18 protein-coding genes are annotated in these 26,438 nt (G+C 72.5%); 13 read left to right on the top strand and 5 right to left on the bottom strand.

All coding sequences use genetic code 11. The features are described from left to right. Positions 1-114: 114 nt before the first annotated feature. Entirely contained in the window at positions 115-1,818 is a 1,704-nt protein-coding gene (gene pgi, locus BCD49_RS08355; protein WP_007516195.1) for a glucose-6-phosphate isomerase, read from the bottom strand. Positions 1,819-2,216: 398 nt separating this feature from the next. Here pgi and BCD49_RS08350 point away from each other — a divergent pair, with 398 nt between their 5' ends. The 4 genes from BCD49_RS08350 to BCD49_RS44025 all read left to right on the top strand — a co-directional run bounded on the left by BCD49_RS08350 (position 2,217) and on the right by BCD49_RS44025 (position 9,785). Beyond that, positions 2,217-4,769, top strand: a complete 2,553-nt coding sequence (locus BCD49_RS08350; RefSeq protein ID WP_241832289.1) for a protein kinase domain-containing protein — start codon at positions 2,217-2,219, stop codon at positions 4,767-4,769. A 190-nt stretch (positions 4,770-4,959) separates the two neighbouring features. Next, positions 4,960-7,461, top strand: a complete 2,502-nt coding sequence (locus BCD49_RS08345; RefSeq protein WP_241832288.1) for a serine/threonine-protein kinase — start codon at positions 4,960-4,962, stop codon at positions 7,459-7,461. Between the two features lie 211 nt (positions 7,462-7,672). Next, positions 7,673-9,283 carry an FAD-binding oxidoreductase gene (locus BCD49_RS08340; RefSeq protein WP_007516198.1) on the top strand — a complete coding sequence of 537 codons (1,611 nt, stop codon included), beginning with the start codon at positions 7,673-7,675 and terminating at the stop codon, positions 9,281-9,283. A 343-nt stretch (positions 9,284-9,626) separates the two neighbouring features. Further along, a complete protein-coding gene (locus tag BCD49_RS44025; RefSeq protein ID WP_007516199.1) occupies positions 9,627-9,785 on the top strand; it encodes a hypothetical protein in 159 nt (52 codons plus the stop codon). Between the two features lie 14 nt (positions 9,786-9,799). On the opposite strand, the gene BCD49_RS08335 is transcribed toward BCD49_RS44025, so the two are convergent. The 3 genes from BCD49_RS08335 to BCD49_RS40445 form a co-directional block, all read right to left on the bottom strand. Continuing rightward, on the bottom strand, positions 9,800-10,792 hold the full coding sequence (locus BCD49_RS08335) for a bifunctional lytic transglycosylase/C40 family peptidase (protein WP_007516200.1): 993 nt from the start codon (positions 10,790-10,792) through the stop codon (positions 9,800-9,802). A 150-nt stretch (positions 10,793-10,942) separates the two neighbouring features. Beyond that, on the bottom strand, positions 10,943-11,752 hold the full coding sequence (locus BCD49_RS08330) for a hypothetical protein (RefSeq protein WP_241832287.1): 810 nt from the start codon (positions 11,750-11,752) through the stop codon (positions 10,943-10,945). 86 nt (positions 11,753-11,838) lie between these two features. After that, entirely contained in the window at positions 11,839-12,081 is a 243-nt protein-coding gene (locus BCD49_RS40445; RefSeq protein ID WP_007516202.1) for a helix-turn-helix domain-containing protein, read from the bottom strand. 1,282 nt (positions 12,082-13,363) lie between these two features. Here BCD49_RS40445 and BCD49_RS08315 point away from each other — a divergent pair. From BCD49_RS08315 to BCD49_RS08295, 6 genes are all read left to right on the top strand, one after another. Beyond that, entirely contained in the window at positions 13,364-14,458 is a 1,095-nt protein-coding gene (locus BCD49_RS08315; protein ID WP_131803418.1) for a MinD/ParA family ATP-binding protein, read from the top strand. Positions 14,459-14,510: 52 nt separating this feature from the next. Then, a complete protein-coding gene (locus BCD49_RS08310) occupies positions 14,511-14,933 on the top strand; it encodes a DUF6112 family protein (RefSeq protein ID WP_027140300.1) in 423 nt (140 codons plus the stop codon). Positions 14,934-15,002: 69 nt separating this feature from the next. Continuing rightward, complete coding sequence (locus BCD49_RS40440; protein WP_106410147.1) at positions 15,003-15,791, top strand: hypothetical protein; 789 nt, start codon at positions 15,003-15,005, stop codon at positions 15,789-15,791. Continuing rightward, the gene (locus BCD49_RS08305; RefSeq protein ID WP_071041351.1) at positions 15,788-17,149 is read left to right on the top strand and encodes a hypothetical protein; all 1,362 of its coding nucleotides are present in this window, start codon (positions 15,788-15,790) and stop codon (positions 17,147-17,149) included. The genes BCD49_RS40440 and BCD49_RS08305 overlap by 4 nt, the downstream gene beginning before the upstream one ends. 261 nt (positions 17,150-17,410) lie before the next feature. Continuing rightward, positions 17,411-18,913, top strand: coding sequence for an SCO6880 family protein (locus tag BCD49_RS08300; protein ID WP_071041350.1), 1,503 nt, complete (start codon positions 17,411-17,413; stop codon positions 18,911-18,913). After that, on the top strand, positions 18,910-20,967 hold the full coding sequence (locus BCD49_RS08295) for a hypothetical protein (RefSeq protein ID WP_007516928.1): 2,058 nt from the start codon (positions 18,910-18,912) through the stop codon (positions 20,965-20,967). Before BCD49_RS08300 ends, BCD49_RS08295 begins: the two co-directional genes overlap by 4 nt. A 125-nt stretch (positions 20,968-21,092) precedes the next feature. On the opposite strand, the gene BCD49_RS08290 is transcribed toward BCD49_RS08295, so the two are convergent. Further along, complete coding sequence (locus BCD49_RS08290; protein WP_071041349.1) at positions 21,093-21,893, bottom strand: nuclease-related domain-containing protein; 801 nt, start codon at positions 21,891-21,893, stop codon at positions 21,093-21,095. 542 nt (positions 21,894-22,435) lie between these two features. On the opposite strand from BCD49_RS08290, the gene egtA reads away from it, so the two are divergent. From egtA to egtC, 3 genes are read left to right on the top strand one after another with little or no spacing between them, the layout of a single operon-like run. Then, positions 22,436-23,980, top strand: a complete 1,545-nt coding sequence (egtA, locus tag BCD49_RS08285; RefSeq protein ID WP_083401344.1) for an ergothioneine biosynthesis glutamate--cysteine ligase EgtA — start codon at positions 22,436-22,438, stop codon at positions 23,978-23,980. Then, positions 23,977-25,482, top strand: a complete 1,506-nt coding sequence (egtB, locus tag BCD49_RS08280; protein WP_007516931.1) for an ergothioneine biosynthesis protein EgtB — start codon at positions 23,977-23,979, stop codon at positions 25,480-25,482. The genes egtA and egtB overlap by 4 nt, the downstream gene beginning before the upstream one ends. 3 nt (positions 25,483-25,485) lie before the next feature. Further along, positions 25,486-26,397, top strand: coding sequence for an ergothioneine biosynthesis protein EgtC (egtC, locus tag BCD49_RS08275; RefSeq protein ID WP_007516932.1), 912 nt, complete (start codon positions 25,486-25,488; stop codon positions 26,395-26,397). Positions 26,398-26,438: the final 41 nt, after the last annotated feature.

Raw genomic sequence — 26,438 nt, 5'->3', positions numbered from 1 at the left:
CGGCTCCCCCGCGGCGAGATGGTTACGGAGAGTAACATGAGGCCGGCCGCCGGGCCCTCAGCGCAAAGGCTCGCGGCCAAGGGCCAAGGACCCGGAAGTGCCTGGCGCCCCGCGTCAGCCGGCCACGACGGACACTGGGAAGCCGGCGCGGAAGCGGCGGATCAGGGTGTTCGTCGAGGCATCGTGCGCGAGCTCCGGCTCACCGGAGGCGGCGAGCTCCGGAATGATCCGGCCGGCGAGCACCTTGCCCAGCTCGACGCCCCACTGGTCGAAGCTGTTGATCCCCCAGATCGCGCCCTGGGTGAAGACCTTGTGCTCGTACAGCGCGATGAGCTGTCCGAGGGTGAACGGGGTCAGCTCCCCCGCGAGCAGGGTGTTCGTCGGCCGGTCACCGGTGAAGACCTTGTGGGGCACGAGCTCGGGCGCCACCCCCTCGGCGGCGACCTCGGCGGCGGACTTCCCGAACGCCAGCGCCTCGGTCTGGGCGAAGAAGTTGGCCATCAGCAGCAGGTGCTGGTCAGCTGCTCCCGTCCCGCCGACCTGGGTGTGCGGCGGTGCGACGAACCCGATGAAGTCGGCGGGGATGACCGTCGTCCCCTGGTGCAGCAGCTGGTAGTAGGCATGCTGGCCGTTCGTGCCCGGGGTCCCCCAGACGACCGGCCCGGTGTCCATGGTGACCGGCCGGCCGGCTCGGTCGACCGACTTGCCGTTGCTCTCCATGTCCAACTGCTGCAGGTACGCCGGGAAACGGCTCAGGTACTGGCTGTACGGCAGCACCGCGTGCGTCTGCAGGCCGAAGAAGTCTCGGTACCACAGGCCGATCAGCCCCATCAGGACCGGAAGGTTGCGACCGGGCGGCGTGGTGCGGAAATGTACGTCCATCGCGTGGAACCCGGCGAGCAGCTGGCGGAAGTTCTCGGGCCCGATCGCGACCGCCAGGGAAAGGCCGATCGCCGAGTCCATCGAGTACCGGCCACCCACCCAGTCCCAGAACTCGAACATGTTCGCCGTGTCGATGCCGAACTCGGCGACCTTCTGGGCGTTCGTCGACACCGCGACGAAGTGGTGGGGGACGGCGTCCTCGCCGAGGGCGGCGACCAGCCAGGCCCGGGCCGTCCGCGCGTTGGCGATGGTCTCCAGGGTGGTGAAGGTCTTGGACGAGACGATGAACAGCGTCTCGGCCGGGTCCAGGTCGTGCGTCGCCTCCCAGATGTCGGAGCCGTCCACGTTGGACACGAACCGGCTCGTCAGGGAGCGGTCGGCGAACGTCCGCAGCGCCTCGGTGGCCATCGCCGGGCCGAGGTCGGAGCCGCCGATGCCGATGTTGACGACGTTGCGGATGTGCCGGCCGGTGGCACCCGTCCACGCCCCGGAACGGATCCGGTCGGCGAAGGCGTACATCCGCTCGAGCACCGCGTGCACGCCGGGGACGACGTCGACGCCGTCCACCTCGATCGTCTCGCCTTCGGGGGCACGCAACGCGGCGTGCAGCACGGCGCGACGCTCGGTCGTGTTGATCTTCTCGCCGGCGAACATCGCCTCGACCCGGGCGGGCAGCCCGGCCCGCTCGGCCAGCGCCACCAGCAGCCGGACCGTCTCGGCGGTCAGGAGGTTCTTCGAGAAGTCCAGATACAGGCCGTCGGCCTCCGCCGACAACGTGTCAGCCCTGCCCGGGTCGGCGGCGAACAGCGCGCGCAGGCCGGCACCAGCCAGCTCGGCGTGATGCGCCCGCAATGCCGCCCATTCCGGCGTCTGCGTGATGACGACCGGCTCGCCATCCAGGTGAGAGGGCTCGGAGCTCGGCAGTGAACTCGGCATCGCGCGACCACCCTTCGGTTCCAGACCTGCTCGCTGAGATCTGCTACCGCCAGTCTCCACGCCTCCTCTCCCACCGATTGGCCAGGTGGGGGCTTGATGCCTGTCGGGCGCGTCCGACCTCAAGCAACTAGGCGGCCAGTCCGGACCTCCCAGAGCCGATCGGCGGCCGACGGGCCGCCGCCGGTGTCGGTGAGAAGATGGGTGCACACCGTGTCAGACATCCGACGCCCACCAACTGACCCCCGCCAGGGGCGATCTCGGGGGTACCAGGCCGTAGTATCGCCGGGTACACGACGAAGGGTGTGTTTGCGGCCCGGGCGCGGCCTTCGTGATTTGTACGTCCGCGTGAAGTGGCCGGCGGCGAACGGGACCAGACCTTGCTAATCGATCGTTCTCTGGTGGAGGCGGCGCTTCCCGGCTACCAGGTCGAAGGTGACCTCGGTAAGGGCGGGTACGGCCTCGTGCTTGCCGGCCAGCACCGGCTCATCGGCCGCAAGGTCGCCATCAAGATCCTCCTCGACACCTCCGACGACCCCGAGCTGCGTGCCCGCTTCCTCGCTGAGGCGCGCGTGCTCGCCGAGCTCGACCATCCACACATCGTGCGCGTGCATGACTACGTCGAGCACGAGGGCACGTGCCTGCTGGTGATGGAGCTTCTCTCCGGCGGAACGCTCAAGCAGCGCATCCAGGCCGGGAAGGTCAGCCAGGAGACCATCTGCGCGGTCGGCATCGCGGGCGCTGCCGCGCTCGCCAACGCCCATGCCGCTGGCGTCCTGCACCGGGACATCAAGCCGGACAACATCATGTTCGACGGCGGCGGCCTGCTGAAGGTGACCGACTTCGGCATCGCCAAGATCTTCGACGGCGCCGAGACGACGGCGAGCGCGATCCTCGGCACGCCCCGTTACATGGCACCCGAGCAGATCCTCGGCAGCCGGCTGTTCCCCTCAACCGATCTCTACGCGTTGGCCGGCGTGCTCTACGAGATGTTCGCCGAACGACCGCTTTTCGGGAAGCCGATGGGCGTGCAGCCGCTCACCCATCACCACCTGAACGTGGCACCGGATCCGCTGACCAACGTGGCGATGCCGGTCTCCGCGGTCATCATGCGCACCCTCGCCAAGGACCCGGCGGCCCGCTACGGCGACGCCACCGAGTTCGCCCTGGAGCTGGCACGGGCCAGCGTTCGGGCCTTCGGCCCGAACTGGCTCACCAGGTCCGACGTCAAGATCCGTGTCGACGAMGAGGTCCGCGAGGCCGCGCAGGGCACGTCCTCGACCCCGAACCCGCCCTTCCCCGCGCCGCCCGTCGGGCCGCCGCTTCGCCCCGGCATCCCGGCGACGCCGCCCGTGGGACCACGTCCCGGTGGTGGCTACGGCGCCCCGGGGCAGCAGCCGTACGGACCACGCCCCAACCTGCCCGGCGGCCCGGCCTACCCGCCAGGACCCGGGCAGCCGGTCCCCGGCCGGCCCCTGCTCGGCCAGCCGATGCCCCCTCCGGCGCGGCCGTTCCAGCAGCAGCCGACGGGCGGCTCCGGGAACTGGGCGGGGCCACCCACCCCGTCCCCGCGCCCGGTGACCCCCGCGCCCCCGTCGAACACCCCGGGGCCGACGCCCCGGGTCACCTCGCCGACCAACTCCGGCTACCGCCCGCCGCCCGCCACCCCCTGGCCGACGACGAGTCAGCCGCTCCAGCCGCCGCGGCCGGCGCAGCCACTTCCCCAGCAGCCGCGGCCCCAGCCACCGCTGCCAGCGCACCGGGCACGCCAGAACGACAAGAAGGGGCTGTTCGGCCTCTCGGCGCGAGCGACCTGGATCGTCGCGACGCTGCTGTTCGTGCTCATCGCGGGCCTCACGACCGCGATCGTGCTGGCGGCGTCCAGCGGCGGGGGCGGCGAGGACGACGGGTCGCCCGCGGTGTTCCTCGACCGGTCCCACCGGCTGCCCGCGACGGCCGTCGGCTACTCGGGCCAGGCGCTGCGGATCCCGAACCTCGCCCCGTATGACCTGAGCATCGGCGACGACGGCTCGCTGTACGTGTCCAACCTGGACACGCACATCGTGCACAAGATCGCCAAGGATGGGGTCGTCACCCCGATCGCCGGGAACGCGCAGGACGGCTTCTCGGGTGACGGCGGCCCGGCCACGGCGGCGCAGCTGTACGGTCCCGGCCGGGTCGCCTGGGACAAGGCCGGCAACCTCTATATCCCGGACACGCAGAACTACCGCGTCCGCAAGATCGACCCGAGCGGCAAGATCACGACGGTGGTCGGCATCGGCACGGCCGGCTACTCCGGCGACGGCGGCCCGGCCACCCAGGCGCAGATCAACGGCGTCGAGGGCATCGCGGTCACGGCCGACGGCACCCTTTACCTGGCCGACTACGACAACCAGCGGATCCGCAAGGTCACCCCGGACGGGATCATCACCACGATCGCGGGCACCGGCGAGAAGGGCTACTCCGGAACGCCGACCACGGCGACCCAGGCCAAGCTCGACGGCCCGAACAGCATCAGCCTGGCCGACGACGGCACGATCTACTTCGCGAACCTGGGCAGCGACACCGTCCAGAAGATCGACAAGGCCGGCATGCTGACCACCTTCGCCGGCAACGGCAAGACCGGGCGCACCGGCGACGGCGGCCCGGCCACGAGTGCCACGCTGTCGATCCCCGACGTGTTCCTCGGCCACGACGGCACCGTCTACATCTGCGCCTACGGCAGCGAGACGATCCGCAAGGTCACCTCGGACGGGATCATCACCACGATCGCCGGCACCGGCGCCGAGGGCTACACCGGGGACGGCGGCCCGGCCAACGCGGCCCAGCTCTCGGACCCGACCTCGGTGGTCGTCGACGCGGGCGGAGCCATCTACGTCGCCGACAACGGCAACAAGGTGATCCGCCGGATCGACCCGAACGGAACCATCACCACCATCGCCCAACAGAGCTGACCAGCCGCGGCCCGGGGCGCGCGGGGAGATCCCCTCCCGCACGCGCCCGATGGCCGCGGCCGGACCCGCCGTCGCCCCGAACCCCGGTGCCGGTCGACCCGCCACTGCCAGGAGCCTCCGCGGTCCCGGCCACCCGTCGCCCGACCACAGACGCCTGGACATGGGAGCAGCCCCGACGATGCCGACGCCCATGCCTGACCTGATCGCCACCGCGCTGCCCGGCTACGAGATCGGGGCCGAGCTGGGCCGAGGCGGCTTCGGCGCGGTGCTGGCCGCGCGCCACCGGCTGATGGGGCGCGCCGTCGCGATCAAGGTGCTGCTCGACCCCGAGGCTGCCGGCGCCGGCTCCGGCAGCGGCGGCGGGCCAGCCGGCGGCCCGTCCGGGCCCGGTGGCGGCGTGTTCGGCTCGGGTGGGGACGAGTCGTCCGACCTGCGCACCCGGTTCCTCTCCGAGGCCCGGGTGCTCGCCGGCCTGGACCACACGCACATCGTCCGGGTCTACGACTACGTGGAGCACTCGGGACTCTGCCTGCTCGTCATGGAACAGCTCACCGGCGGCAGCCTGCGCCAGCGCATGGCCGCCGGCGGGCTCGACCCGCGGGCGGGCTGCGCGGTCGGCCTCGCGGCGGCGACGGCGCTGGCGGCGGCGCACCAGATCGGCGTGCTGCACCGGGACATCAAGCCCGACAACCTGCTCTTCGACGCGTCCGGCGTGCCGAAGGTGACGGACTTCGGCATCGCCAAGATCGTCGAGACGACCGCGGTGACGACGACCGGCCTGGTCGGCACTCCGCGCTACATGGCCCCCGAGCAGATCGAGGGCAGCAGGCTCGGCCCGGGCACCGACATCTACGCCCTCGGCATCGTGCTCTACGAGCTGCTCGCCGGCCGGCCGATCTTCCCGCGCGGGCTCACGGTGCCCGCGCTGCTGCACCATCACCTGTCCGTCCCGCCCCAGCCGCTGCCGGAGGTCCCGGCGCCGCTGGCCGCGGTGGTGCTCGCCGCGCTGGCCAAGCACCCGGCCGAGCGGCCGGCGAGCGCGCACGAGCTGGCCCTGCATCTGGCCGCCGCCGCGACCGCCGTGTTCGGCCCCGGGTGGCTCACCACGACCGGGGTGCCGGTCCGGCTGCCTGACGACGTGCTCACCGCCGCCGGCCACCGCCTCGGCGACACGCTGCCGGCCCCCTTCACCCCCTCCGGCGCCTGGACGACGCCCGCGCACCACCTGGCCCAGCCGACCATCATCACGCCGCCTGGCTCGACCCCGCTGGGCACGCCGCCGCCCACCCCGACGACGCCGGCGCAGCCTGGCCAGCCACTGCCCGCTGGTCAGGCCGGGCCGGCCGGGTGGCAGCCCTACGCGGCGAACGGCACCCCGCCACCCGGCTTCGGCGGTCCGGCGGGCTTCCCGCCGCATCCAGAACCGGCCTCCCCCTCGCTGGCGCCCACTCGTCGTCGTCGGCGCGCCCGCCCCAGCGCGCGCCGCCGGACGGCATTCATCGCCATGGGGGTGGGCGTCGTCTGCGTCGCGGCGCTCGTCGTGGGCCTGGTCCTGGCCACCCGCGGCGGCCCCGGCGGCGCGAAGGCCGGATACGCCGGCGAGCAGCGCGTTCTGACCGGTGGCGGCTACCTCGGGGCAATCGGCCTGGCCGAGAACGGCTCTGTCTTCGTCGCCGCCTCCGGCGCGTCCGACGGCACCGCGGCGGTGTACCAGCTCGACCCGGACGGCAACCTGCGCAAGATCGCTGGCGTCGGCCCGGCGGCGCCGCGGCCGTCGGGTACGCCCGCGACGGAGACGAGCAGCCCGTCCCCCACGCCCAGCCCCGCCCCGATTCCCGCCAGCGGGATCTCCGCGCTGTCGCTCGTCCTGCAGGATCCGCGGGCGGTGGCGGTCGCGCCGGACGGCGTCGTCTACATCGCCGACTACGGCGCCAGCCAGGTCTACCGGGTCACGCCCGGCGGCCAGGCGTTCGTGTTCGCCGGCGTCAGCGCCGACGAGGACGGTTTCACGGTGGACTCGGGCCTGGCGACCAAGGCCGCGCTCTACGGGCCCACGGCGCTGGCGATCGGCCCGGACGGCTCGGTCTACCTCGCCGAGGRAAACCGGATTCGGAAGGTCACCAAGGATGGTCTGATCTCGACGGTCGCCGGCGCGGCCAGCCGCTCCGGCGCCGGCAACCGCGAGGGCGACGGCGGACCGGCGACGAAGGCGACGTTGCCCTCGCCGAACGGGCTCGTCGTCGCCGACGACGGAACGATCTACGTCTCCGACGACAGCCTGGAGACCGTCCGAAAGATCACCCCGGCGGGCGTCATCAGCACGGTCGCCGGCATCGCCGGCACGAGCGGCGACACGGGCGACGGCGGCCCGGCGGCGAAGGCGCTGCTCTACGACCCGAGCGGCCTCGCCCTCGGCGGCGACGGCTCGCTCTACATCGCCGACCAGTCCAACGGCAGGATCCGCAGAGTTGGTGTGGACGGCGTCATCACGACGTACGCGGGCGTGGGCTCGTCCGGTTCCGGCGGCCTGGACGGAACACTGGCGACCCAGGCCGACCTGGGCAGCGTGGGCTCGATCATCGTCGACCCGTCCGGCGCGGTCTATGCCTCGCTGTACTACGAGTCCACCCTCGTCCGGATCGACTCGACGGACCACATCGTCCGGGCACTCGTGGTCCCGCCCGCGACGTAGCACCCGGCACACCGCCCGCCAGGCACGGTCGGCTGACCACCGTGCATGAGCTGGAGACCCGCCAGGCCACGGGTCGGACATTCGTCGCGCATGGCCCGCCGCTCGTCACGCGCGATCGACCTCCTGTCACTCGTGGGCCTCAAGCCATTGCGCGCCGTCAAGCCGGGCGAACGACCTGTGGCCTGGGGGTATGCACAGTTAAGGTCCGGACATGGAGGCCGTACCGGACAGGCGCGCCGTGCTGCGCGCGGGGCTCACGGTGCTCGGGGGCGCGGCCGTCGGCGGCGGAGGCCTGCTTGCCGGCTGCTCGTCGGACGGCTCGCCCACGCCGACGCCCAGCCCGAGCGCGACGGCGAGCCCGCCAGGGCCGTCGCCGTCTCTCGATCCGGCGCAGAGCTGGGACACGCTGGCGGCGAAGCTGACCGGTGAGCTGGTGCGACCCGGCGACGGCGAGTACGACGCCGCGCGGGCCCTGTTCGACCCGGCCTTCGACACCGTCCGCCCGCAGGGCATCGCCTACGCGGCGAACCAGGACGACGTCGCCAGCGCGGTCCGGTTCGCTAGGGCTACCGGGGTGGGCCTGGCTGCCCGCTGCGGGGGGCACAGCTACGGCGGCTACTCGACGAGCGAGGGACTGGTCGTCGACGTCACCCGGCTGAACCAGGTGAGCGTCGACGACCACGGCATCGCGACGGTCGGCGCCGGCACTCGGCTGATCAAGGTCTATACCGGTCTGGCGGGCGTCGGGCGGGCGATCCCCGGCGGATCATGCCCGACGGTCGGCATCTCCGGGCTCGCCCTTGGCGGCGGGGTCGGGGTACTCAGCCGGCTGTATGGCCTGACCTGCGACAACATGACGGGCGCCGACGTCGTACTCGCCTCCGGCGAGACCGCGCGGGTCGACGAGGACCACGACGCCGACCTGTTCTGGGCATTGCGCGGGGCCGGAGGCGGCAACCTCGGAATCGTCACCGCGTTCCGGTTCGCCACCCACCCCGCCCGCTCGCTGACCCTGTTCTCGCTGCGCTGGCCGTGGGGGGCGGCGCAGGAGGTACTCGCCGCGTGGCAGGACTGGGTCACCGGGAAGCTCGGCGCGATGCCGGACGAACTGTGGTCGACGCTGGTCGCGGGCTCGGCGCCCGGCGGATCCGCGCCGACGATGCGGATCAGCGGGGTGTTCGCGGGCGCGCGGGCGGGACTGGCCGGGCCGCTCGCCGATCTGCGGGCGGCGGTGCGCTCGGCCGCGCCCACGGGCACATCGATCACCGAACACGATTTCCTGGCCGCGATGCGCGTCGAGGGCGGCTGTTCGGCGAGCGGCGGCGAATGCGGCAGCACCGCCGGGATCAGGGCCGGTGCGCGCCGGCCCGGCCAGCGGGCGGCATCGTCGATCCTGCGCGACCCGCTCGCCGCCGCGGGGAACGAGGTGCTCGTCCGGATGATCGAGGAACGCCAACACGACCCGCTGGCCACCGCCAGCGGCGGGATCATCCTGGACGCCTGGGGCGGCGCGATCGGGCGAGTCGGCCCGGCGGAGACGGCCTTCGTCCACCGGGACGCGATCGCCAGCATCCAGTACTTCGGCGGCTACCCGGCCGGCGCCTCGGCCGAAGTGCTCGACGCGAACAGCCGCTGGCTGCGCGACACCGTCGCCGCGGCCGCTCCCCACGTCTCCGGTCAGGCCTACCAGAACTACATCGACCCCGAACTCACCGACTGGGCACAGGCCTACTACGGCGCGAACCTCCCCCGCCTGCGCACCGTCAAGACCCACTACGACCCTGACAACCTCTTCCGCTTCGCCCAAAGCATTCCTGTTTGAGCCAATGTCACAGAGGCACCTCGAGCAGGGAGTCGACGTCAACCGGCTCGAGGTGCCGAGGCCAGTAGAACGCGGAACGACTCCAGATCGCTACTGTCAGCTTCCTGTCCGTTCCTAGTCAGCCCTTGTCCGGATTACAGACAGGTCGCCAGGACACACACATTCTGTGGTCTGCCGTGTTCCCAGTGCGGCGGGTCGGCTTGCGATAAACACTCTCCGTGAGTAGAAAATCGAATCTGGTGATGCGGTAAGCGCGCCGGCGAGACGGTGGCCGCCGCGTCGCCAGTCCTCGACACCGCACGATCGCTCGCCGATCGGCGCCCGGATCACAGTGAGGTCTGGCGTGAAGAAGCTTCTGTATCCATGGGGATTCTGGATCTTCGTGGCCTTCTACATAGCCACGGCCCCCAGCGACGCCGCCAGCTTCGTCCACACCGCTTTCGGCTGGCTCGGGCAACTCGGCGACGGAATGTCGAACTTCGTCAGCGACGTCGCCGTCTAGCGGCGAGCGCGCGATCAGGCCCCGGCAGCCAAGGGGCGGGTGACCGCGACGACGTCCGTCCAGCTGGAGATGTCCGAGACGACCACGCCCCAGCGGGCACCCTTGGCCGCGATCATCTGGCCGTTGCCGACGTACATCCCAACGTGCCCGGGCGCGGCCACCGTGCCGTCCGAGCCGGGGATGAACAGCAGGTCACCCGGCTGCAGGTCCACGCCGGAGACGACCGGTCCGGCGGCGAGCTGATCGGTGGTCACCCGCGGCAGCTCGATGCCGACCGTCCGGTAGGCGGCTCGCACCAGCGACGAGCAGTCCCAGGCGCCCGGCCCCTCCGCTCCCCACACGTAGGGCTTGCCCACCTGGGACCTCATGAAATCGAGTACCGGTGCCACGGCGCCCGCCGGCACCGCGGCGCCAGGCACGAGCGCGTCACCGTACTCGCGTGCCTTCGCCAGGATCGTCCGCACGTAGTTGCGCGTCTCCGGGAACGGCGGGATGCCGGAGAAGGCGAGCACCGCGCCGGGCCCGGCGTTGTAGGCCGCGAGCATCTTCTCCTGCCCGGGCCCCGGGATCCGGGCCACCGACGCCGCGACGGCACAGTCGTAGCGGGCCGCGGCGGGAATCGCGTCCGCCGGGTTCCACACGTCTCCGCCGCCGCCGTGCGTCGCCCAGGTGCCCGGCATGAACTGGGCGATGCCCATCGCGCCCACCGGCGACGTCGCGCTCGGATTGAAGCCGGACTCCTGGAAGAGCTGCGCCGCCAGCAGCGCCGGGGTGACCTCGGCGCACCCGGCGTCGTTCGCCGCCGAGATAATCAGCCCGAGGTACTCCTCCGGTATCCCCTTGGAGTTGGTAATCGTTCGGGGGCCATTGTCCTGGTCGCTGAAAAAGGGACCGGTTATGAGCAGGACGACAAGGCAGATGAACAGCATGATCCCGCCGATCGAGACCATGCCGCCGACGCCGAGCCAGAGCAGCCACGCGCGCGGGCCGCGCGGTCCCCGAGCCATCCCCGCCTACCCTTCGCCCTTCGCGGAGTACCTGGTTGGCGGTGTGCCGACCGCCCGGTGCCTGGTGGCCGCCTCCCGGCGCCCGCTCGACGTCCGGGCGCCACCCCGCGACGCGCGATCACCCATCATGATCGCACATTTCCCAGTCTGTCAGCGCCCGGGCGCGTCGCCCGCGTTGTCGGACAGGTCGGCGCCCGCGATCCGCCACCGGCCGGCGGTGTCGCGCAGCAGCGTCACCGTCGGAGTGGAGACGGTTTCGACGGGTGCCGAGTTGTCGGTCACGAAGACACTGCGCGCGTTCAGCAGGTAGACCACCCGGCCGGTCGCGGCGGTGTCGGCGAGTGGGGTGGCCGCGAGCACGGTGACCGTCGAGCGGGCACCATGCGCCCGCTGTTCCTCCCAGGCCTGGCCGTCCACAGCGGGAGAACCCGTGCCACCGGCCCCGCCCGAGCCGGCGCCGGCGCTGGTCAGTTGGGCGAGGAAGTCGGAGGTGAAGCAGCCGTCGGCCTGGGCGCGCTCGACCCCGGCGGCCAGGTCCGCGTCGGAGCGCGCGTCGAACGACTGCCAGCGGGCGAAGCAGTAGGTGGCGACGGCGGCCGGGTCGGCCAGGTCGGGCGGCGTGCCCGTGCCGGGCTCGCCCGCCGAGGCGGTCGCCAGCGGTGGCCCGGGTGCCTGGCTCGCGCCGGGCGGTGGCCCGGTCGTGCCCGGCGGTGTCGCCGACGAGACGGCCCGATCCGTCCGGTCGCGCAGCGCGGAACAGCCGGCAACCGAGACCGCGGCCAGTACCACCACCACGGCGGCGGCCAGGATGGCCCCAAGCCCGGATGACGCCGCCGTCCCGACGGTGGCGCGCGGCGAACGGGCAACGGCCGCGGCGGGCTGGGCCGCCGGGGCAGTACCGGCCCGAGAGGGGGCCGGGGCCGGCGCCGGGCCGCGGCCGGCGCGCATCACATCCCGCACATCCCGCACATCCCGCGCCCGTCGCACCGCCGCGCCGGATTCGGCCTCGCCCTCCGGACGAGGCCCCTCCCCGGGCGTCCGTACGCTCACTCCCGCCCGTCCAACCAGTCCCGAACCCGTCCGCGGCGGATCCGCCACTGGTGTCCCACCTTTCGGGCGGGGATGGCCCGTTCGGACAGCAGCCGCAGCACCGTGCTCTCCGAAAGCCGCAGCCAGACAACCAGCTCGTCCACCGTCAGCACGTCGTCGTCGTCAACGCGTTGCGGGTGCCGGGGCGGGACGGCGCCCGTGCCCGCCGGGTCGCGCGCCGTCGGCACGCCCTCCTGCATAGCGGCTGCCCCTTTCGAACGGGTCAGGCCACAGGACACGCGACGAAGGCGAAGCCTCGCGCGCCCAACGACCATTCAGGTGTCACAGGCCAAAGCGAGCGCGACGGTGGCGAAGCCACGCACGCCGGCAGGCGGCCGAAGACGCCGGCATCCCAGTTGCCGGTTTCGTCAGCGCCTCGGGCGGCGGGTGCCATGACGAGCACGATCGCGCCTCCTTCGGCCGCGGCATCAGAGAGGAGGGCCGCCGGCCTGGTCGCCGACCGTGACGAATCCGCGCACCGAATGCCCGGACAGGCCCGGGCTCGGATACCGGCTACGGACGGTACACCACCCTAGGTAACCATGGTTAGGCTCTGTCGGAGCTTGTCATACTTCAGCGTCTCGGGTTACCTCGATTGGACGGTAATCCGAACTAAGTAACGGTAAGTAATCTCAACCGGGGCCAACGAGCCTGAACCAGCCAGGAGGGCGACGGCACGTGAGCAATGTGCCACCGACACCGTACGGCGAGGAAGGCGACGCGCGACCGGTATCCCTCATCGGCGCACAGTTCTCCGCGACCACCCCACCGTCCGGCGAGGACAGCGGTGATCTACGTCACGGGGACGCCGACGACCCGGGCACGTCACCCTCGTCGCGGTCCGGCAGGCGCCGCCACCGGCGCGGGCGCGCGGGTGCTCCCCCGTCCACGACCGCCCCGCACGGCGACGAGGCGTTCCACCTCGATGGCCGCCCGACGGATCCCCCGCCTGCGAGCGAGGCCCGGCGAGAGCCGGCGAGGCGACCGGAGCCCGCCCTCGCGGACGTGACGACCCAGCCGGTCGCACCGCCGACCGCGCCTCCGCCCACGGTCACCCCGGCGGGCGGCGGGGCGAGCCGGCCGCCGCGGCCCGAGCCAGCCGAGGATGGCCCCCCCAGGCAGCCGTCTCCGGCGCGGACGGGCTGGCTGCCGGCGACTCCATTCGCGGCCGCGCCACGCGGTCCGGAACCGGCGCAACCAGATCCAGGCGACCGGGCGGTGCCGCCCAGGCAGCGGCCCACGGTCGCACCACCACCGCCCTCGATGCCGCCGGGCGCCGAAGCGACCTCGTTCTCGCCGCCGATACCACCAGTACCACCACCGTCGCCGGTTGCCGGTGGTCGACCGGCGGCCCGGCCGCCGACGGCCAGGCCGCGGCCGTCCGCGGCTCCGACGGCGAGCGAGGCGACGACGGTTCCGAAAGAGGCGTGGGCGAGCGCCGGCCGGGCCGAGGCGCGGACGGCCGGTCCAGCGGGCACCAGGTTGCCCGCTGTCATCGCCGGGTCGGCCGCCGCCCGCCGGCCCTCGGCGGGACCGCCACCCGCCGTGCCCGCCGACGAGGACTGGAGCTGGGACGCGGACCACGACGATGACGACCTGGCTCCGTGGGACGAGATCCCGCTGCGCGAGTCGCTCGCCGACCGGGCCGCGGCCGACCTGCCCGGGTCGTGGCGGATCGGGGTCACCTCCGCGTTCCCCTACTCCGGTACCACCACGCTGGTCGGCATCCTCGGCCTGGTGCTCACCGGGGCGCGGGGCGAGTCCGTTCTCGCCGTCGACCTGCGCCCACGGACCTGGGCGGACGAGGACCCGGACGAGCCACGCGGCGACCCGTTGTGCCCCCGGGTGGGGGCGCCCGGCGACGTCACCGTGGCGGACATCGCCCGCCGCCGCGGCGGCGCGGCCGGCGCGCTCCGCGAGCTGATCGGGGGCCCGGCCCGGCCCGGCACCCCGGAACTCGATGTCGTGCCGCTCAGCCGCGGCGAGGGGACCGGCGGCGGTTCCGGCGCGATGGTCCCCGCGGACGACACCGTCACCCCCGGGATGCTGCGAACCGCTCTCAGCCACCTAACCCGCGCCTACCCGCTGGTACTGGTGGATGCGCCCATCGACGCTCCGCTGTCCCCGACGGCGCTGCGGGCAAGCGACCTGGTCGTCGTCGTGAGCCTCGCCGCGCCGGCGGACCTCGACCGGACCGCGGCGGCGCTGCGCGACCCCGCGGCGCCCCTGCTCCCCGTCGACGCGCAGGGGCGGAGGCCGCCGGTGATCGCCGCCGTGGTCTCGCCACGGCGGGGCCGCTGGTCGCCGCGCACCAGAGCGGCCGCCGGCCGGCTGACCAGACACGTCGACGCCCTGGTCCGGATCCCCTATGAGAGCCGGCTCGACCCGAGCCGGCGCGCGCCGGTGCGCATTCCCCGGCTACGCGCCAGCACCCGGCGGTCTTACCTCTATCTCGGGGTCGCCGTGGTCGAACGGCTAGTCAGGCTCGCGGCCGAGGAATCAACCAAGACGGGCGCAACGACCAACGACACAACTCGGGGGAGCACTCCGGAAACGCTGCGGACGCCCGTCGTATGATTCGCCAGACCTGCGGTCCGTTGGGGCGCAGTGCCCGCAGGAAGGACCCATGATGATCGCCGATGTCGCATCCGCGCGGGCGACAGTGTTGCTCGCGGCGGTTGAAGTCACACCGGACCCGACGAAGGCGCCCGGCCTCAACGCCCTGAAAGACCTGGTCAACGGCCTCGCGGCTTACGCGGCCATCGCGGCGGTCGCCTCGATTCTCCTGGGCGGCATCGCCTGGGCGCTCGGCGACCGGATGGGGCTCGACCGGGCCTCGTCCGTGGGCAAGAGCGGGGTGCTCGCCGGCTGCGGGCTGGCATTCCTCGTCGGCATCGCCGCGGTGCTGGTCAACTTCTTCCTCGCGACCGGCAGCTCGGCGTCCGCCGGACCACTCGAGACCGGCGGGACCGGTAGCCCACGCCCTCCGGCGGTGGTCCAGCTGGTGGACAGCGCCGCCGTGGTCCATGACGAACCTTCCGCAAACACCTGAGATGTTCTCCAGGTACGGGCGGGCCGGTATTGGGATGATGGCCCTGCCGACGGGGAGGGGGAGTGCGCGTTGGCCGACATCATGGAGTGGGCAACCCGACGACTGGTCCTGGTGATCATCGCGGCGGTGGTCGTCACGACCGCCGTCATGCTTCCCATCGGGTTGGTCCTCGGCCGGCACTCGACGTCAGCCGACGACCGCCAGCCCTTGGGAGCCAGCACCCCTCCCGCTTCCCCGCCACCCGCCACAGCCACTGTGACCGTGGTGCCATCGCCAGCCTCTGACGGCGTGGACCATACCGCCGAACCGGCCGGCGCTCTGCCAGGCGCGCCGAGCCGAGTGAACGAGTTCGGAATTCCGGTCGGCTACCCCCATACCGAGGCCGGCGCCATCAGCGCCTGCGGCAACTACGTCTCCGCGTACAGCGACGTCCGCAATCGTGAGCCTTCACGCATCCAACTAGTGTTGAACTCAATTGCAACAGGCGACGCCGGCAACCAAGTGAGCGATCGTATAATCAAGTCAGACCAAAAAAATGCAACAAGTGTGGGCGCAAATTCAATCACGGACCCTAATTTGAACTTCAACCTTCGAGTAGTCGGATTTATCGCCAAGACGTCTTCACATGATTCTGCAACAATATCCATCTGGTCAGTCGGCGGATTTGGAATCTACGACAACACCAACCAGGTGGCCGCACCACAAGAAATTTGGGGCTCCGACGACTGCACCGTACGCTGGGACAACGAGGACTGGAAGCTCTCAGCAGCGGTCGACGGGTCTAGGGGTCCAACAATCACTCAAAGGCCGGGCGAAAATTTCCGACGGTTTTCTTACATCGGGGGTCCTTCGACATGACCATGAGCCCGTCGCAGTCACAAACCCTCGCCATTAGCTTCGACCCGTTCGGCCCTTTTAAGGACGCTGTCTCCGGGACGGCGGATAGTTTTCTTGACTCCATTGGCACGGCGTTCTGCAACATGGCGGCGGATCTGTCGTCGTCGGTGTTCAGCTTCGCGTCGCAGAAGACGGCCGTTGACCTGCGGGCCGACTACGTGGTTGAGAACTACAACATCGTCTTCGGGGTCGCGGTCCTGATCGTGACCGGCCTGTTCCTGTGTTCGTGCGTCGTGGGCGCCGTCCGTGGTGACCCGCACGTCTTCGCGCGGGCGATCGCCTCCACTGGCACGGCAATTCTTGGCTCGTTCGTCGCGCTGACCCTCCTGCAGATGGTGCTCACCGCGTCCGACGGCGTCGCCGACGCGTTCGGCGACGGACAGCCGCTGGGCGCGAGTCTCGTCGGTCAGCTGCGAGCGTTGCCGGAACAGGGCAACTTCGCGCTCGACATGGTGCTCTCGTTGCTGGTCGCGCTGTTCTCATTCGCGCTCTTCGTGGTGCTTTACATCCGGAAAGTCGTGATCATCGTCGTGGCGGTGTTCATCCCGATCTACCTCGCCGGGCAGCCCGCGATGTCGACCAGCGCCTGGATGAAGCGCGCCACCGAGATCCTCGTCGCACTCGTGTTCGCCAAGCCGGTGATCTACGTGATCTTCACCCTTGGTGCCGGCATGGCCAGTGACAGCACCGGTTCAGCGGCCGATCAGACGTTGACCATTCTCAGCGGCGTCGTCGTGATGATCGCCGCAGTGTTCTCGCCGTTCCTGCTCCTACAGCTGTTCGCGTTCGCCGATGTTCAGCTGATGCGCGCGGTCGGCAGTGCCGGCCGACGCGGCGCGGCGTCCTTCGGCCAGGGCGCGGGCGCGCTGCTTGGTTCCACGTCTCGGGACACATTCCGCGGCATTGGAGCCCGGCTGCAGACCCGCAACCGCGGCATGCTCGGCGGTGCTGGCGCGGCGTTGCCGGCCGGCGTCGGCGGCGGAGCCACCGCCGGCGGCCTGGGTCGGCCGACCGTCCGCCCGGCCCGTCCGGGCTCGCGGCCCGGCGCCCCGCGGCCCGGCGTGGCCGCCGGCTCGCGGGTGGGACGCCCGGCCATCGCTTCGGCCGCCGGCAGCACCGGTGGCGTTGGCGCCGGTACCAGTGCCGTCCGGGGACGCGCTCGCTCCGCGGCCGCCGCGCTGCCCCCGGCGCAGCCTCGGGTCGGCGCGTCGCGCGCAACGACATCGGCCACCAGCACGTCACACGGTGCGGCCGCGCGGCCGCCGGTGACACAGCCCGCGCGCACCAGGGTCCCCGGCGGCTCCACTCGTGGCAGCTGAACCGCCGGCGCGCTGGCTGGGCGGGATGGCGGTCCAGCCGCCGGCGCCGTACAGGCCTCCGGATGGCGGCACGGCCGACAGGACGGCGGCACGGCCGGGGCGGCAGGGGCAGCGGCAGGACATACGGCAACGACCAGGTGGCCTCGCCGAGCCAGACAGCCACGGCTGGTGCGGCTGGTGCGGCTGGTGTTGTGCTACCGGCGGCACTCGCCTATGACCGCGTTGGAGTAGAGACGTCGCGTTGGAGTAAAGACAGGGGTCATGGTCGCGGAACGCAGCTATAGGTTCGGCCCGCTCGAACGGGGTGGGATCCTGCTCGGCCTGCGCTGGCCGCAACTCGGCCTGATGGTCGGGGTGATGCTCTGTGTGCTCGGCGCGCTGCGCTCACCGTTGCTTCTCGCACCTGCCTGGGTGCTGGTAGCGGTAGCCCTGGGCATCATCGCGTTCATCCGGGTCGAGGACCGTAACCTCGATCAGTGGGTGCCGATTCTGTTCGGCTACACGATGCAGAAGGTGACGGGCGAGACGTTGTTCCGCGGGGGAGTGTTCCGGCTCGGGCCGGACGAAGACCAGATCACCAGGACCGTTCTGCCCGGCCCACTTGCCAACCTGGTCATGCTGTCGGTCCCCGTCGGCAACGGGCGCTACGTCGCCGTCGTCAAGGACACCAAGAAGCAGACCTACACCGCCGTTCTGCAGGTCCAGGGCAGCCAGTTCGCACTGCTGGAGTCCGGCGACCAGCAGGCCAGGGTGGATGCCTGGGGCGAGCTGCTCGCCGGGCTCACCGCCGGTGGCGGCCGGCTCGCGCGCATCCAGTGGCTGGAGCGGACGTTGCCRGACTCGGGTGACACGTTGCAGCGRCACTGGCGGGTGCGGGGCCACCACGACGACTCCTGGGCAGCGGAGGCCTACCAGGAGATCATCGACGCGGCCGGCCCGGTGGCGCAGCGCCACGAGACCTACCTGTCGTTCCAGCTGCGCGCCCGCGACGCCCGCCGGGCGATCCAGCGGGGCGGCGGCGGCGACCGCGCGGCCTGCGCGGTGCTGCTCGGCGAGCTGCGCACGATGGAGGCGGYGCTCGCCAGGGCGCAGATCAGCACGGTCGGCTGGCTCCCGCCGCGGGCACTGGCGGCGGTCATCCGCACCACCTATGACCCGTACTCCGTAGACATGATCGACGCGCGCGGCGGCGCCACGCACGACCTGGCCGGTGGTCTGAAGGGCCTGCCGTCGGGGATCGACCCGGCGGTCGCCGRCCCGGTGCGCGCGGTCGCCTCCTGGGACCACTACCGCACCGACTCCGGTTTCCACACCACCTACTGGATCAACGGCTGGCCACGGGTGCCGTCGCCGGCCGCGTTCCTCGCCCCGCTGCTGATGGAGACGACCTGCCGGCGGACCGTGTCGCTGGTGGTCGAGCCGTTGCCTGGCCGCAAGGCCGAGCGGGCGGTGAACCGGCGCCGGATGACGCACCTCGGGGAGCAGGAGATGCGGGACAAGTTCGGCAAGGTGACGACCCAGCGCGACATGACCGAGGCGGATGAGGTGGAGCGACGCGAGCAGGAGCTGATCGCCGGCTTCGGCGCGTTCCGGTTCCATGGCTTCGTGACGGTGTCCGCCGACGACCTCGACGGCCTCGCCGACGCCTGCGGCGAGGCCGAGACGCTGGCCTCGCGCAGTCGGCTGGAGATGGTGCGCCTCGTCGGCGAGCAGGACCAGGGTTTCCACGTCGGTGCGCTGCCGCTCGCGGTGGGTGTGTCATGACGGACTCCGAGCCGGCCCGGCCGTCCATCACTGACGGCCGCGGCCACGCGAGCCGAGCGGGCGTCGCCGACGGCGCGAGCGCGGTCGACGACAACGACGGCTTCGACGAGGCATACGGCGACGGCCAGTACGACGGGCCCAACGGCCACGGCGAAGGACCTGGAACGGCCGATGGACGGGCGGCCGTGGGCGATGGCGGGTACCACGCCGCAAGCATTGGCTACCCCGACGACGACGGCTACGAGTACGACGCCGGCCCGCTGTCCGGTGACACGGCCCCGGATGGGCCGGTCAGGGGACCGGACTACGACCCGGGCCGGGACGCGACCGGCTACGTCGACCTCGGCGGAAACCCTCGCGGCAGGCGCCGGGCCGGCCGGCGCGACGGTGGGGGGTCTGCTCGCGGAGCACGCCGGGCGGAGAAGTCGGCCGCGGCGGCCGAACGGGCCGACCGCGCGGCGACGCGGCGCGCGCAGGCGGCGCTGCGCCGAGGGGCGCAGCCGCCGCGGACCAGTGGCGCGTTCCGGGGTCAGACGTTCCACAAACTGCGCCTACCAGCGCACATGGAGACGACGGCACAGATCGCCGGGATCTATCCGTTCGTCGTCGACTCAGGGCTGGACGCGCCGGGCATGTTCATCGGCCGGCACGTCTGGTCGGGCAACTCCTTCGTGTTCGACGTCTTCGAGCTCTACCGCCAGCAGGTCATCGAGAACCCGAACTTCGCCGTCTTCGGCGCGGTCGGCTCACGCAAGTCATCGCTGCTGAAGACGCTGATGTCGCGCGGCGCGGCGTTCGGCTACCAGGCGGCGGTGCCCTGTGACCCGAAGGGCGAGTACACCCGGCTCGCCCGCCGGCTCGGCTGCGAACCGACCTACATCGGCCCTGGCATGTCGACCCGGCTGAACCCGTTGGACGCGCCGCCCCGTCCGCGCGGCATTCACGACCACGACTGGGCGCGCGAGGTCAAGCGGGCGCGCTCGTCGCTGCTCGCGTCACTGATCGAGACGGCCAAGGGTGTGCCGCTCACCCCGGCGGAGCACACCGCGATCGACCTGGCCCTCGACGTCGTCAGCCGGCAGATCACCGGCGCGACCACGGACCGCTGGGCGACCCCGCTCCTCGGGCACGTACTGGACGCGATGACGGAGCCGAGCGAGGCGGACTGCGTCGGTCTGCCGATGACGGCCACCGAGCTGCGCGACGCCTCCCGGGATGCCACCCTCACGCTGCGCCGGCTCACGGGTGGGGCGCTGTCCGGCCTGTTCGACGGGCCGACGACCTCTCCACTCGACTTCGACCGGCCGATCGCCGTGCTCAACCTGGAGCGGGTGCAGGGCTCGGACGAGATGATCGCGCTGATCATGACCTGCGCGCAGGGCTGGATGGAGGCCGCGCTGATGCGCCAGGACGGCGTGCAGCGCTACGTGGTCTACGACGAGTGCTGGCGGCTGATGCGGTTCGCCGGGCTCGTCCGAAGGCTGTCGGCGCAGCAGAAGCTCGCCAGGCAGTGGGGCTGCGCGAACGCCATCGTGGCGCACCGGATCTCCGACCTGCTGTCCGCCTCCCCCGACTCGGTGGAGATCGCCAAGGGCCTGCTGGCCGAGACGTCCACCCGGATCCTCTACAAGCAGGCGACCGACCAGGTGGCGGCGACCCAGCAGGCGCTCGGCCTCACCGACGTCGCCGCCGACCTGCTGCCGCGCCTCGACCCCGGGTTCGCCCTCTGGCTGATCGGGCAGCGGGCGTTCTACGTCGAGCACGTCGTCGGCGATCTGGAGATTCCCGTCGTGCTCAACGGCTCGAAGATGCACGGCGAGGTCGACGACATCAACCTCGTTCCCGACGACCTCGACCCCGCCGAGCTCGACCCGCCGGGTCTGGGCCCGGAGGACTTCGCCGGTCACCTGCCCCCCGGCGGTGGAGACGACGGGATGGATGATCGCCTCGACGGCGACGGCGAGGACGTGTTCGACGTGTCCATCGCCTACCGCGACGACGAGGAGCCTGACGGCACCGGCGTCCGCGTCCCGCCTGGCTATCCCGGCTTCTGAGCTCGTTCGCGTCCGGGTGGGCTAGGCCGCGCCTGACGGCCTCCGGCCACGCGAGGCTCCGCCATTATCGCCGCAGGGTCCCCGGGAGGTCAGCGCCAGCCTATCTTTCGTGGGAGCGACTTTGGCTAGAGGCGTTCGCGGCGGCGCAGGCCGCGCAGCTTGGACAGGGCGGACCAGGTCGGCGGCGGGCCGGTTACCTGGTAGGCGGGCAGGACCCGCTCGACGACGTCGACGAGCATCGCGACATCCAGCGGGCGCAGCACCACCCCGGCGGACAGCACGTACTCGGCCACGCCCGCGGCCGGCAGCAGGAGAACGCCGTCGACCAGGGCGAGCCCGCCGGGGACGTCGGCACGCGCGAACGCGAGCACGGTCTGCGCCTGCAGCTGCCAGCCGTCGGGGAGCTCGGCGAGCAGGGCCGTGCTGACCTGTTCACCGGTCCACGCGACCAGTCCCAGCCGGGCGCGGAGCGGTACCTTGCCCACCCACACGCCGGCGCTGCTCTCCCGGACCGGGCCGCGGTGCGCGTCGGTCTCCACCACCCAGACGCCCGAAGGCCCGATGATCAGGTGGTCGATGTTGCCGGCCGACTCGGCTGTCGACCGGTCGTGCAGCACCGTGTAGCCGGCTCGGGTCAGCCGGTCGAGCGCCCTGGCGGTGTGCCGCTCGGCCCCGGCGTCCTGCCGCCAGGCCTCGATCTCCGGCKGGATCCGGTAGAAACGGACCKCCGCGACCACCAGGACCACCAGCGCGACGGCGATCCCGGCGCGGACCAGCGTGACCGCCGAGAGGTTGAGGGCGAGCCCGACCAGCACGACGGCGAGCACGGCACCGCCCGCGGCGAGGCCGGCGAGCACGGCGACGCGGATCCGCCGATCGTCCCGTTCGGCCGTGTACAGGGCCCGACGCCGCTGGTACTCCGCCATCGCCGAACGTCCAGGAGTCGCCCGGTTCCCGCTTCCCGTCAACCGTCCTCCCCAGGGTTCCTGCCGGATCGTCGGAGCCCGGGTTTCCGCCTGCCCGGCTTCGCCGAGCTGGCGGGTCTGCTGGGAGGTCCCCCGATCAGCCTGGTCTGCGTGTCCCGCGAATTCGGCGCCGGCAGGGGTCGGAAGCGGCTCGGTGGAATCCCCATGCTTCCGCCTGGTCTGCGTTCGTCCGCAGGATCACACGGTAAGGCAAGGACGTCACAGACGGCGCACTGGGCAACGGTTGTCCGTGTCTGCCCCTTGGGCTTGTCGTCACACGCGCGGCGAAATGTCGCGGCCCACCGGTTTATCCGCCACGCTCGGGGTGTATCGACGCGTCGGGTGACTGGGCGGCACGCCTGGCCGGGCACCTGGAAGGTCAGCGGGCGGCCAAGCCCGATCGCGGCCGCGCGGAAGTGACGTCGAGTCGGAAGGCGGCCGCGAGAGTGGACGCCAGCTTCCGCCCGTGGCGTGCGGGCCGTGGGCGATCCCGGGAGGATCCGATGCCACCACATCCGACCTCGTCCCCATCCGCGCCGACACCGGTGGCACCGGACGCCGCGCGGGCGGGCGTCCCGGTCGCGGGGGGCTCCCCGCGCCGCTCGCTCGCCGGGCTGACCGTGGACGACGTGTTGCGCTACGCGGCCAGCTGCCTGCCCGCGCGCCCCGGTCCGCGCACCGTCGGAATCGAGACCGAGTGGCTGGTGGTGGACCGGGCGGCGAGTGACACCTCGGTGCCACCGGAGCGGACCTGGGGCGCCCTGGCCGCGCTCATCGGGCGTTCCGGCGAGGCCAGCCGGCAGGGCTCGCCCGCCGGGGCGACCGAGGCCCCTGGCACCGCCGGCGGGGGCATCCCGACCATCGCGGCCGCGGCAGCGGTGCTCGCCGGGGGCAGCCGCGTCACCTTCGAGCCGGGCGGGCAGCTGGAGCTGTCGGGACCGCCATCGCCACTGCCGCTGGCGGTCAGCCGGCTGGCGAGCGACCTTGCCGCCGTGCGCGCGGCGCTCGCCRACGCCGGCCTGGGGCTCGCCGGTCTGGGGCTCGACCCGCTGCGCCCGCCCGTGCGCTGGCTCGCCGCCGACCGCTATGCCGCCATGGCGGGCTACTGGGCGGCGAACGGTCACGAGGCCGGCGAGATCATGATGTGCTCCAGCGCGTCGGTGCAGGTCAACCTGGACGCCGGCCACGACCAGCCCGACGTCGCCCGGCGCTGGCGGCTCGCGCACCAGCTGCAGCCGGTGCTGGCGGCGATGTTCGCCGCCTCTCCCGCCCGGCTCGGCGCGCTCACGGGGTTGCGCTCGGGTCGAACCCGGGTGTGGGAGGCGCTCGACCCGACCAGGACCCGGCCGGTTGGCCACGCGCACATGGCGGCGGCCGACATGACGTGCCGCTGGGCCGAGTATCTGCTCGCGGCCCGCCTCATGATGATCCGCGCCCCCGAGACGAACGCCCCCGCCCCGGACGGCTCCTCCCCGGACGGCCCCGACGGGCCGGGCCAGCGCCCGGCCCTCTCCCGCGACGCGGACGACCACGGCGAGGGCCTGCTCGTACCGGTGCGTGACGGGTCCACGTTCGGAGACTGGCTGCGCGGCGCCGGGCCGACGAGCCGCCCGCCCACCCTCGACGACCTGGTGCTGCACGCGACGACGGTGTTCCCGCCGGTACGGCCCCGCGGCTGGCTGGAGATCCGCTACCTCGACGCGCAGCCGTTCGACCTGTGGATGGTGCCGGTCGCGGTCACCACCGCGCTGCTCGACGACCCCATCGCCGCCGCGGGCGCGGCGGCCGCGTGCTCCGACGCGGACGAGGGGTGGTCCGCGGCGAGCGCGCACGGGCTCGCCGACGACACGCTGCGCACCGCGGCGCTGACCTGCATGGACCTCGCGCTCGACGCGCTCGGGCGCCTCGGCGCGGGCGACGACCTGCGCGCGGTCGTCGCGAGGTTCCGGGACGACTACCCGGCCCGTGGCCGCACGCCGGCCGACCGGCTGGCTGAACGCTTCGCCCAGGTCGGCCCCGCCGGCCTGTTGCGCGAGGAGACCCGGTGACCACGACGGCGGCCGGCTGGGCCGCGGCGCTGGAGGGCAGCCGTCGCCGGACACTCGCCTACACCGACCTCGACGACGACGAGTTGCTGCGCCAGCATTCGCCGCTCATGTCCCCGCTGGTGTGGGACCTGGCCCACGTCGGCAACTACGAGGAGCTGTGGCTGATACGGGCGCTCACCGGAGCCGACCCGCTGCTGCCTGGCATCGACGACATCTACGACGCCTTCCGGCACCCGCGGGCCGACCGGCCCACGTTGCCACTGCTCTCCCCGTCCCAGGCGCGCGCCTATCTCGCCGACGTACGCGACCGGGCGCTCGACACCTTCGCCACGCTTGACGCCAGGGGCACGCTCGCCCCACCGGACGTCGCGCTGGCCGAGTCGGCGCAAGCGGCCGGAGCGGCCAGGATCGCCGGGCCGGCCGCGCCCCCGGCGGCCGCCGTCCCCGGTCAGACCACCCTCGACCTGCCAGGCAGGCTGCTCACCGGCGGCTTCGTCTACGGGATGGTCGTCCAGCACGAGCATCAGCACGACGAGACCATGCTCGCCACGCTGCAGCTGCGCGCCGGCGAGCCCGTGGTCGACGAGGGCGCGCCCCCGCCGCCCGGCCGGCCGGTACCTGGCGACGACGAGGTGCTGGTTCCGGCCGGCGAGTTCGTGATGGGCACGAGCACCGACCTCTGGGCGTATGACAACGAACGCCCGGCCCATCGGGTCGCCCTGCCCGACTTCCGGATTGGCCGGCTGCCCGTGTCGAACCGAGCGCACCTGGCGTTCCTGGCGGACGGCGGCTACGACGACGAGCGGCTCTGGTCCGCGGCCGGCTGGGCGTGGCGGTGCCGCGAGGGGCTGACGGCACCGCTCTTCTGGCGCCGCGACGGCGCGGGCGGCTGGCTGCGGCGCCGCTTCGGCCGGGACGAGCCGCTCCCGCTGGACGAGCCGGTGCAGCACGTCTGCTGGTACGAGGCGCAGGCGCACGCCCGCTGGGCGGGGCGACGGCTGCCGACCGAGGCCGAGTGGGAGAAGGCCTGCGCGTTCGACCCGGCGACCGGCCGCTCACGCCGCTTCCCCTGGGGCGACCAGGCACCGGCGCCGGAGCACGCGAACCTCGGCCACCGGTCGGCGCGGCCGGCGCCGCTGGGCGCGTATCCGGCCGGCGCGAGCCCCTGCGGCGCCGAGCAGCTCATCGGCGACGTGTGGGAATGGACCTCCTCCGACTTCGCCGCCTACCCGGGCTTCGCCGCCTTCCCGTACCGGGAGTACAGCGACGTCTTCTTCCGGCCGCCCGCCGACCCCGCAGACGCCGTCGCCGGCCACGGCGCCGCGAGCGCGGGCGCGGGTACCCCCACCGACATCGAGCGTGAGTTCCGCGGCTACAAGGTGCTGCGCGGCGGCTCGTGGGCGACCGATCCCGGCGCGGTGCGCGCGACGTTCCGCAACTGGGATCACCCGATCAGGCGGCAGATCTTCGCCGGTTTCCGGCTCGCGAGGACAGGTGCCTAGCGCATGTGCAGACACCTCGCCTGGTTGGGCGCCGAGCGGACGCTGGCCGAGGTGGTCGCCGAACCGCCGTTCGGGCTGCTGCGTCAGTCATGGGCGCCTCGGCGGCAGCGGCATGGGCGGATCAACGCCGACGGGTTCGGCGTCGGCTGGTATGCGCCGGCCGTCCGGCCCGAGCCGGCCCGCTACCGGCGAGCAGTGCCGATGTGGACCGACGCCTCGTTCGCGTCGTTCGCCGGGGCGGTGGCGTCGGGTTGCGTCCTGGCCGCGGTTCGCGACGCCACGGTCGGCATGCCGATCGAGGAGACGGCCACGGCGCCGTTCGCCCATGGGCCGTTGCTGCTCAGCCACAACGGCCGCGCCGACCCCGCCATCCTGACCGCGCTGCTCGCCGGCCGACCGGACGCGCCGACGCCGGACTCGCGCTGCGACTCGGCGCTGCTCGCCGCGCTGGTCTGGGAGCGGACGATCGCCGGGGTGGGGCTGGCGGAGGCGGTCGCCGAGGTGGTGACGACGGTCGGGGCCAAGGCGGCCGCCAGCGCGGGGGCCCGCGAGGCGGGTGGCCAGGTGCCGCCGACCAGGCTCAACGTGCTCGTCACCGACGGCCGCCAGATCGTCGCCACCACCTGGAACGAGACGCTCTGGTACCGGCTCGGCCCCGCGGGGGTGCTGGTGGCGAGCGAACCAGACGACGACACCGTCGACGGCCCGGCCGGTGCCGGGCCTGGTCACGGCGACGACGCCACGGCGCTCCAGGCGTCGGCCTCGGTCTCGATCGAGGAGGCACCGTTTCCATCGGGCGCGGCGGACGCGGCGGGGCAGCCCAGCCCCGGTCCGGACGTCTGGGTCGAAGTACCGAACCACCGCTTGTTGGTAGCCGACACACGCGAAGTAACTCTAAGTAATTTGACCTTGTAGGACGACTACCCTGAGTTGACTAACTGACGAAGGACGTCCGC

Source organism: Pseudofrankia sp. EUN1h, from assembly GCF_001854645.1.
Lineage (GTDB): Bacteria > Actinomycetota > Actinomycetes > Frankiales > Frankiaceae > Pseudofrankia > Pseudofrankia saprophytica.
This window is presented reverse-complemented; position numbering and strand designations above follow the sequence as displayed.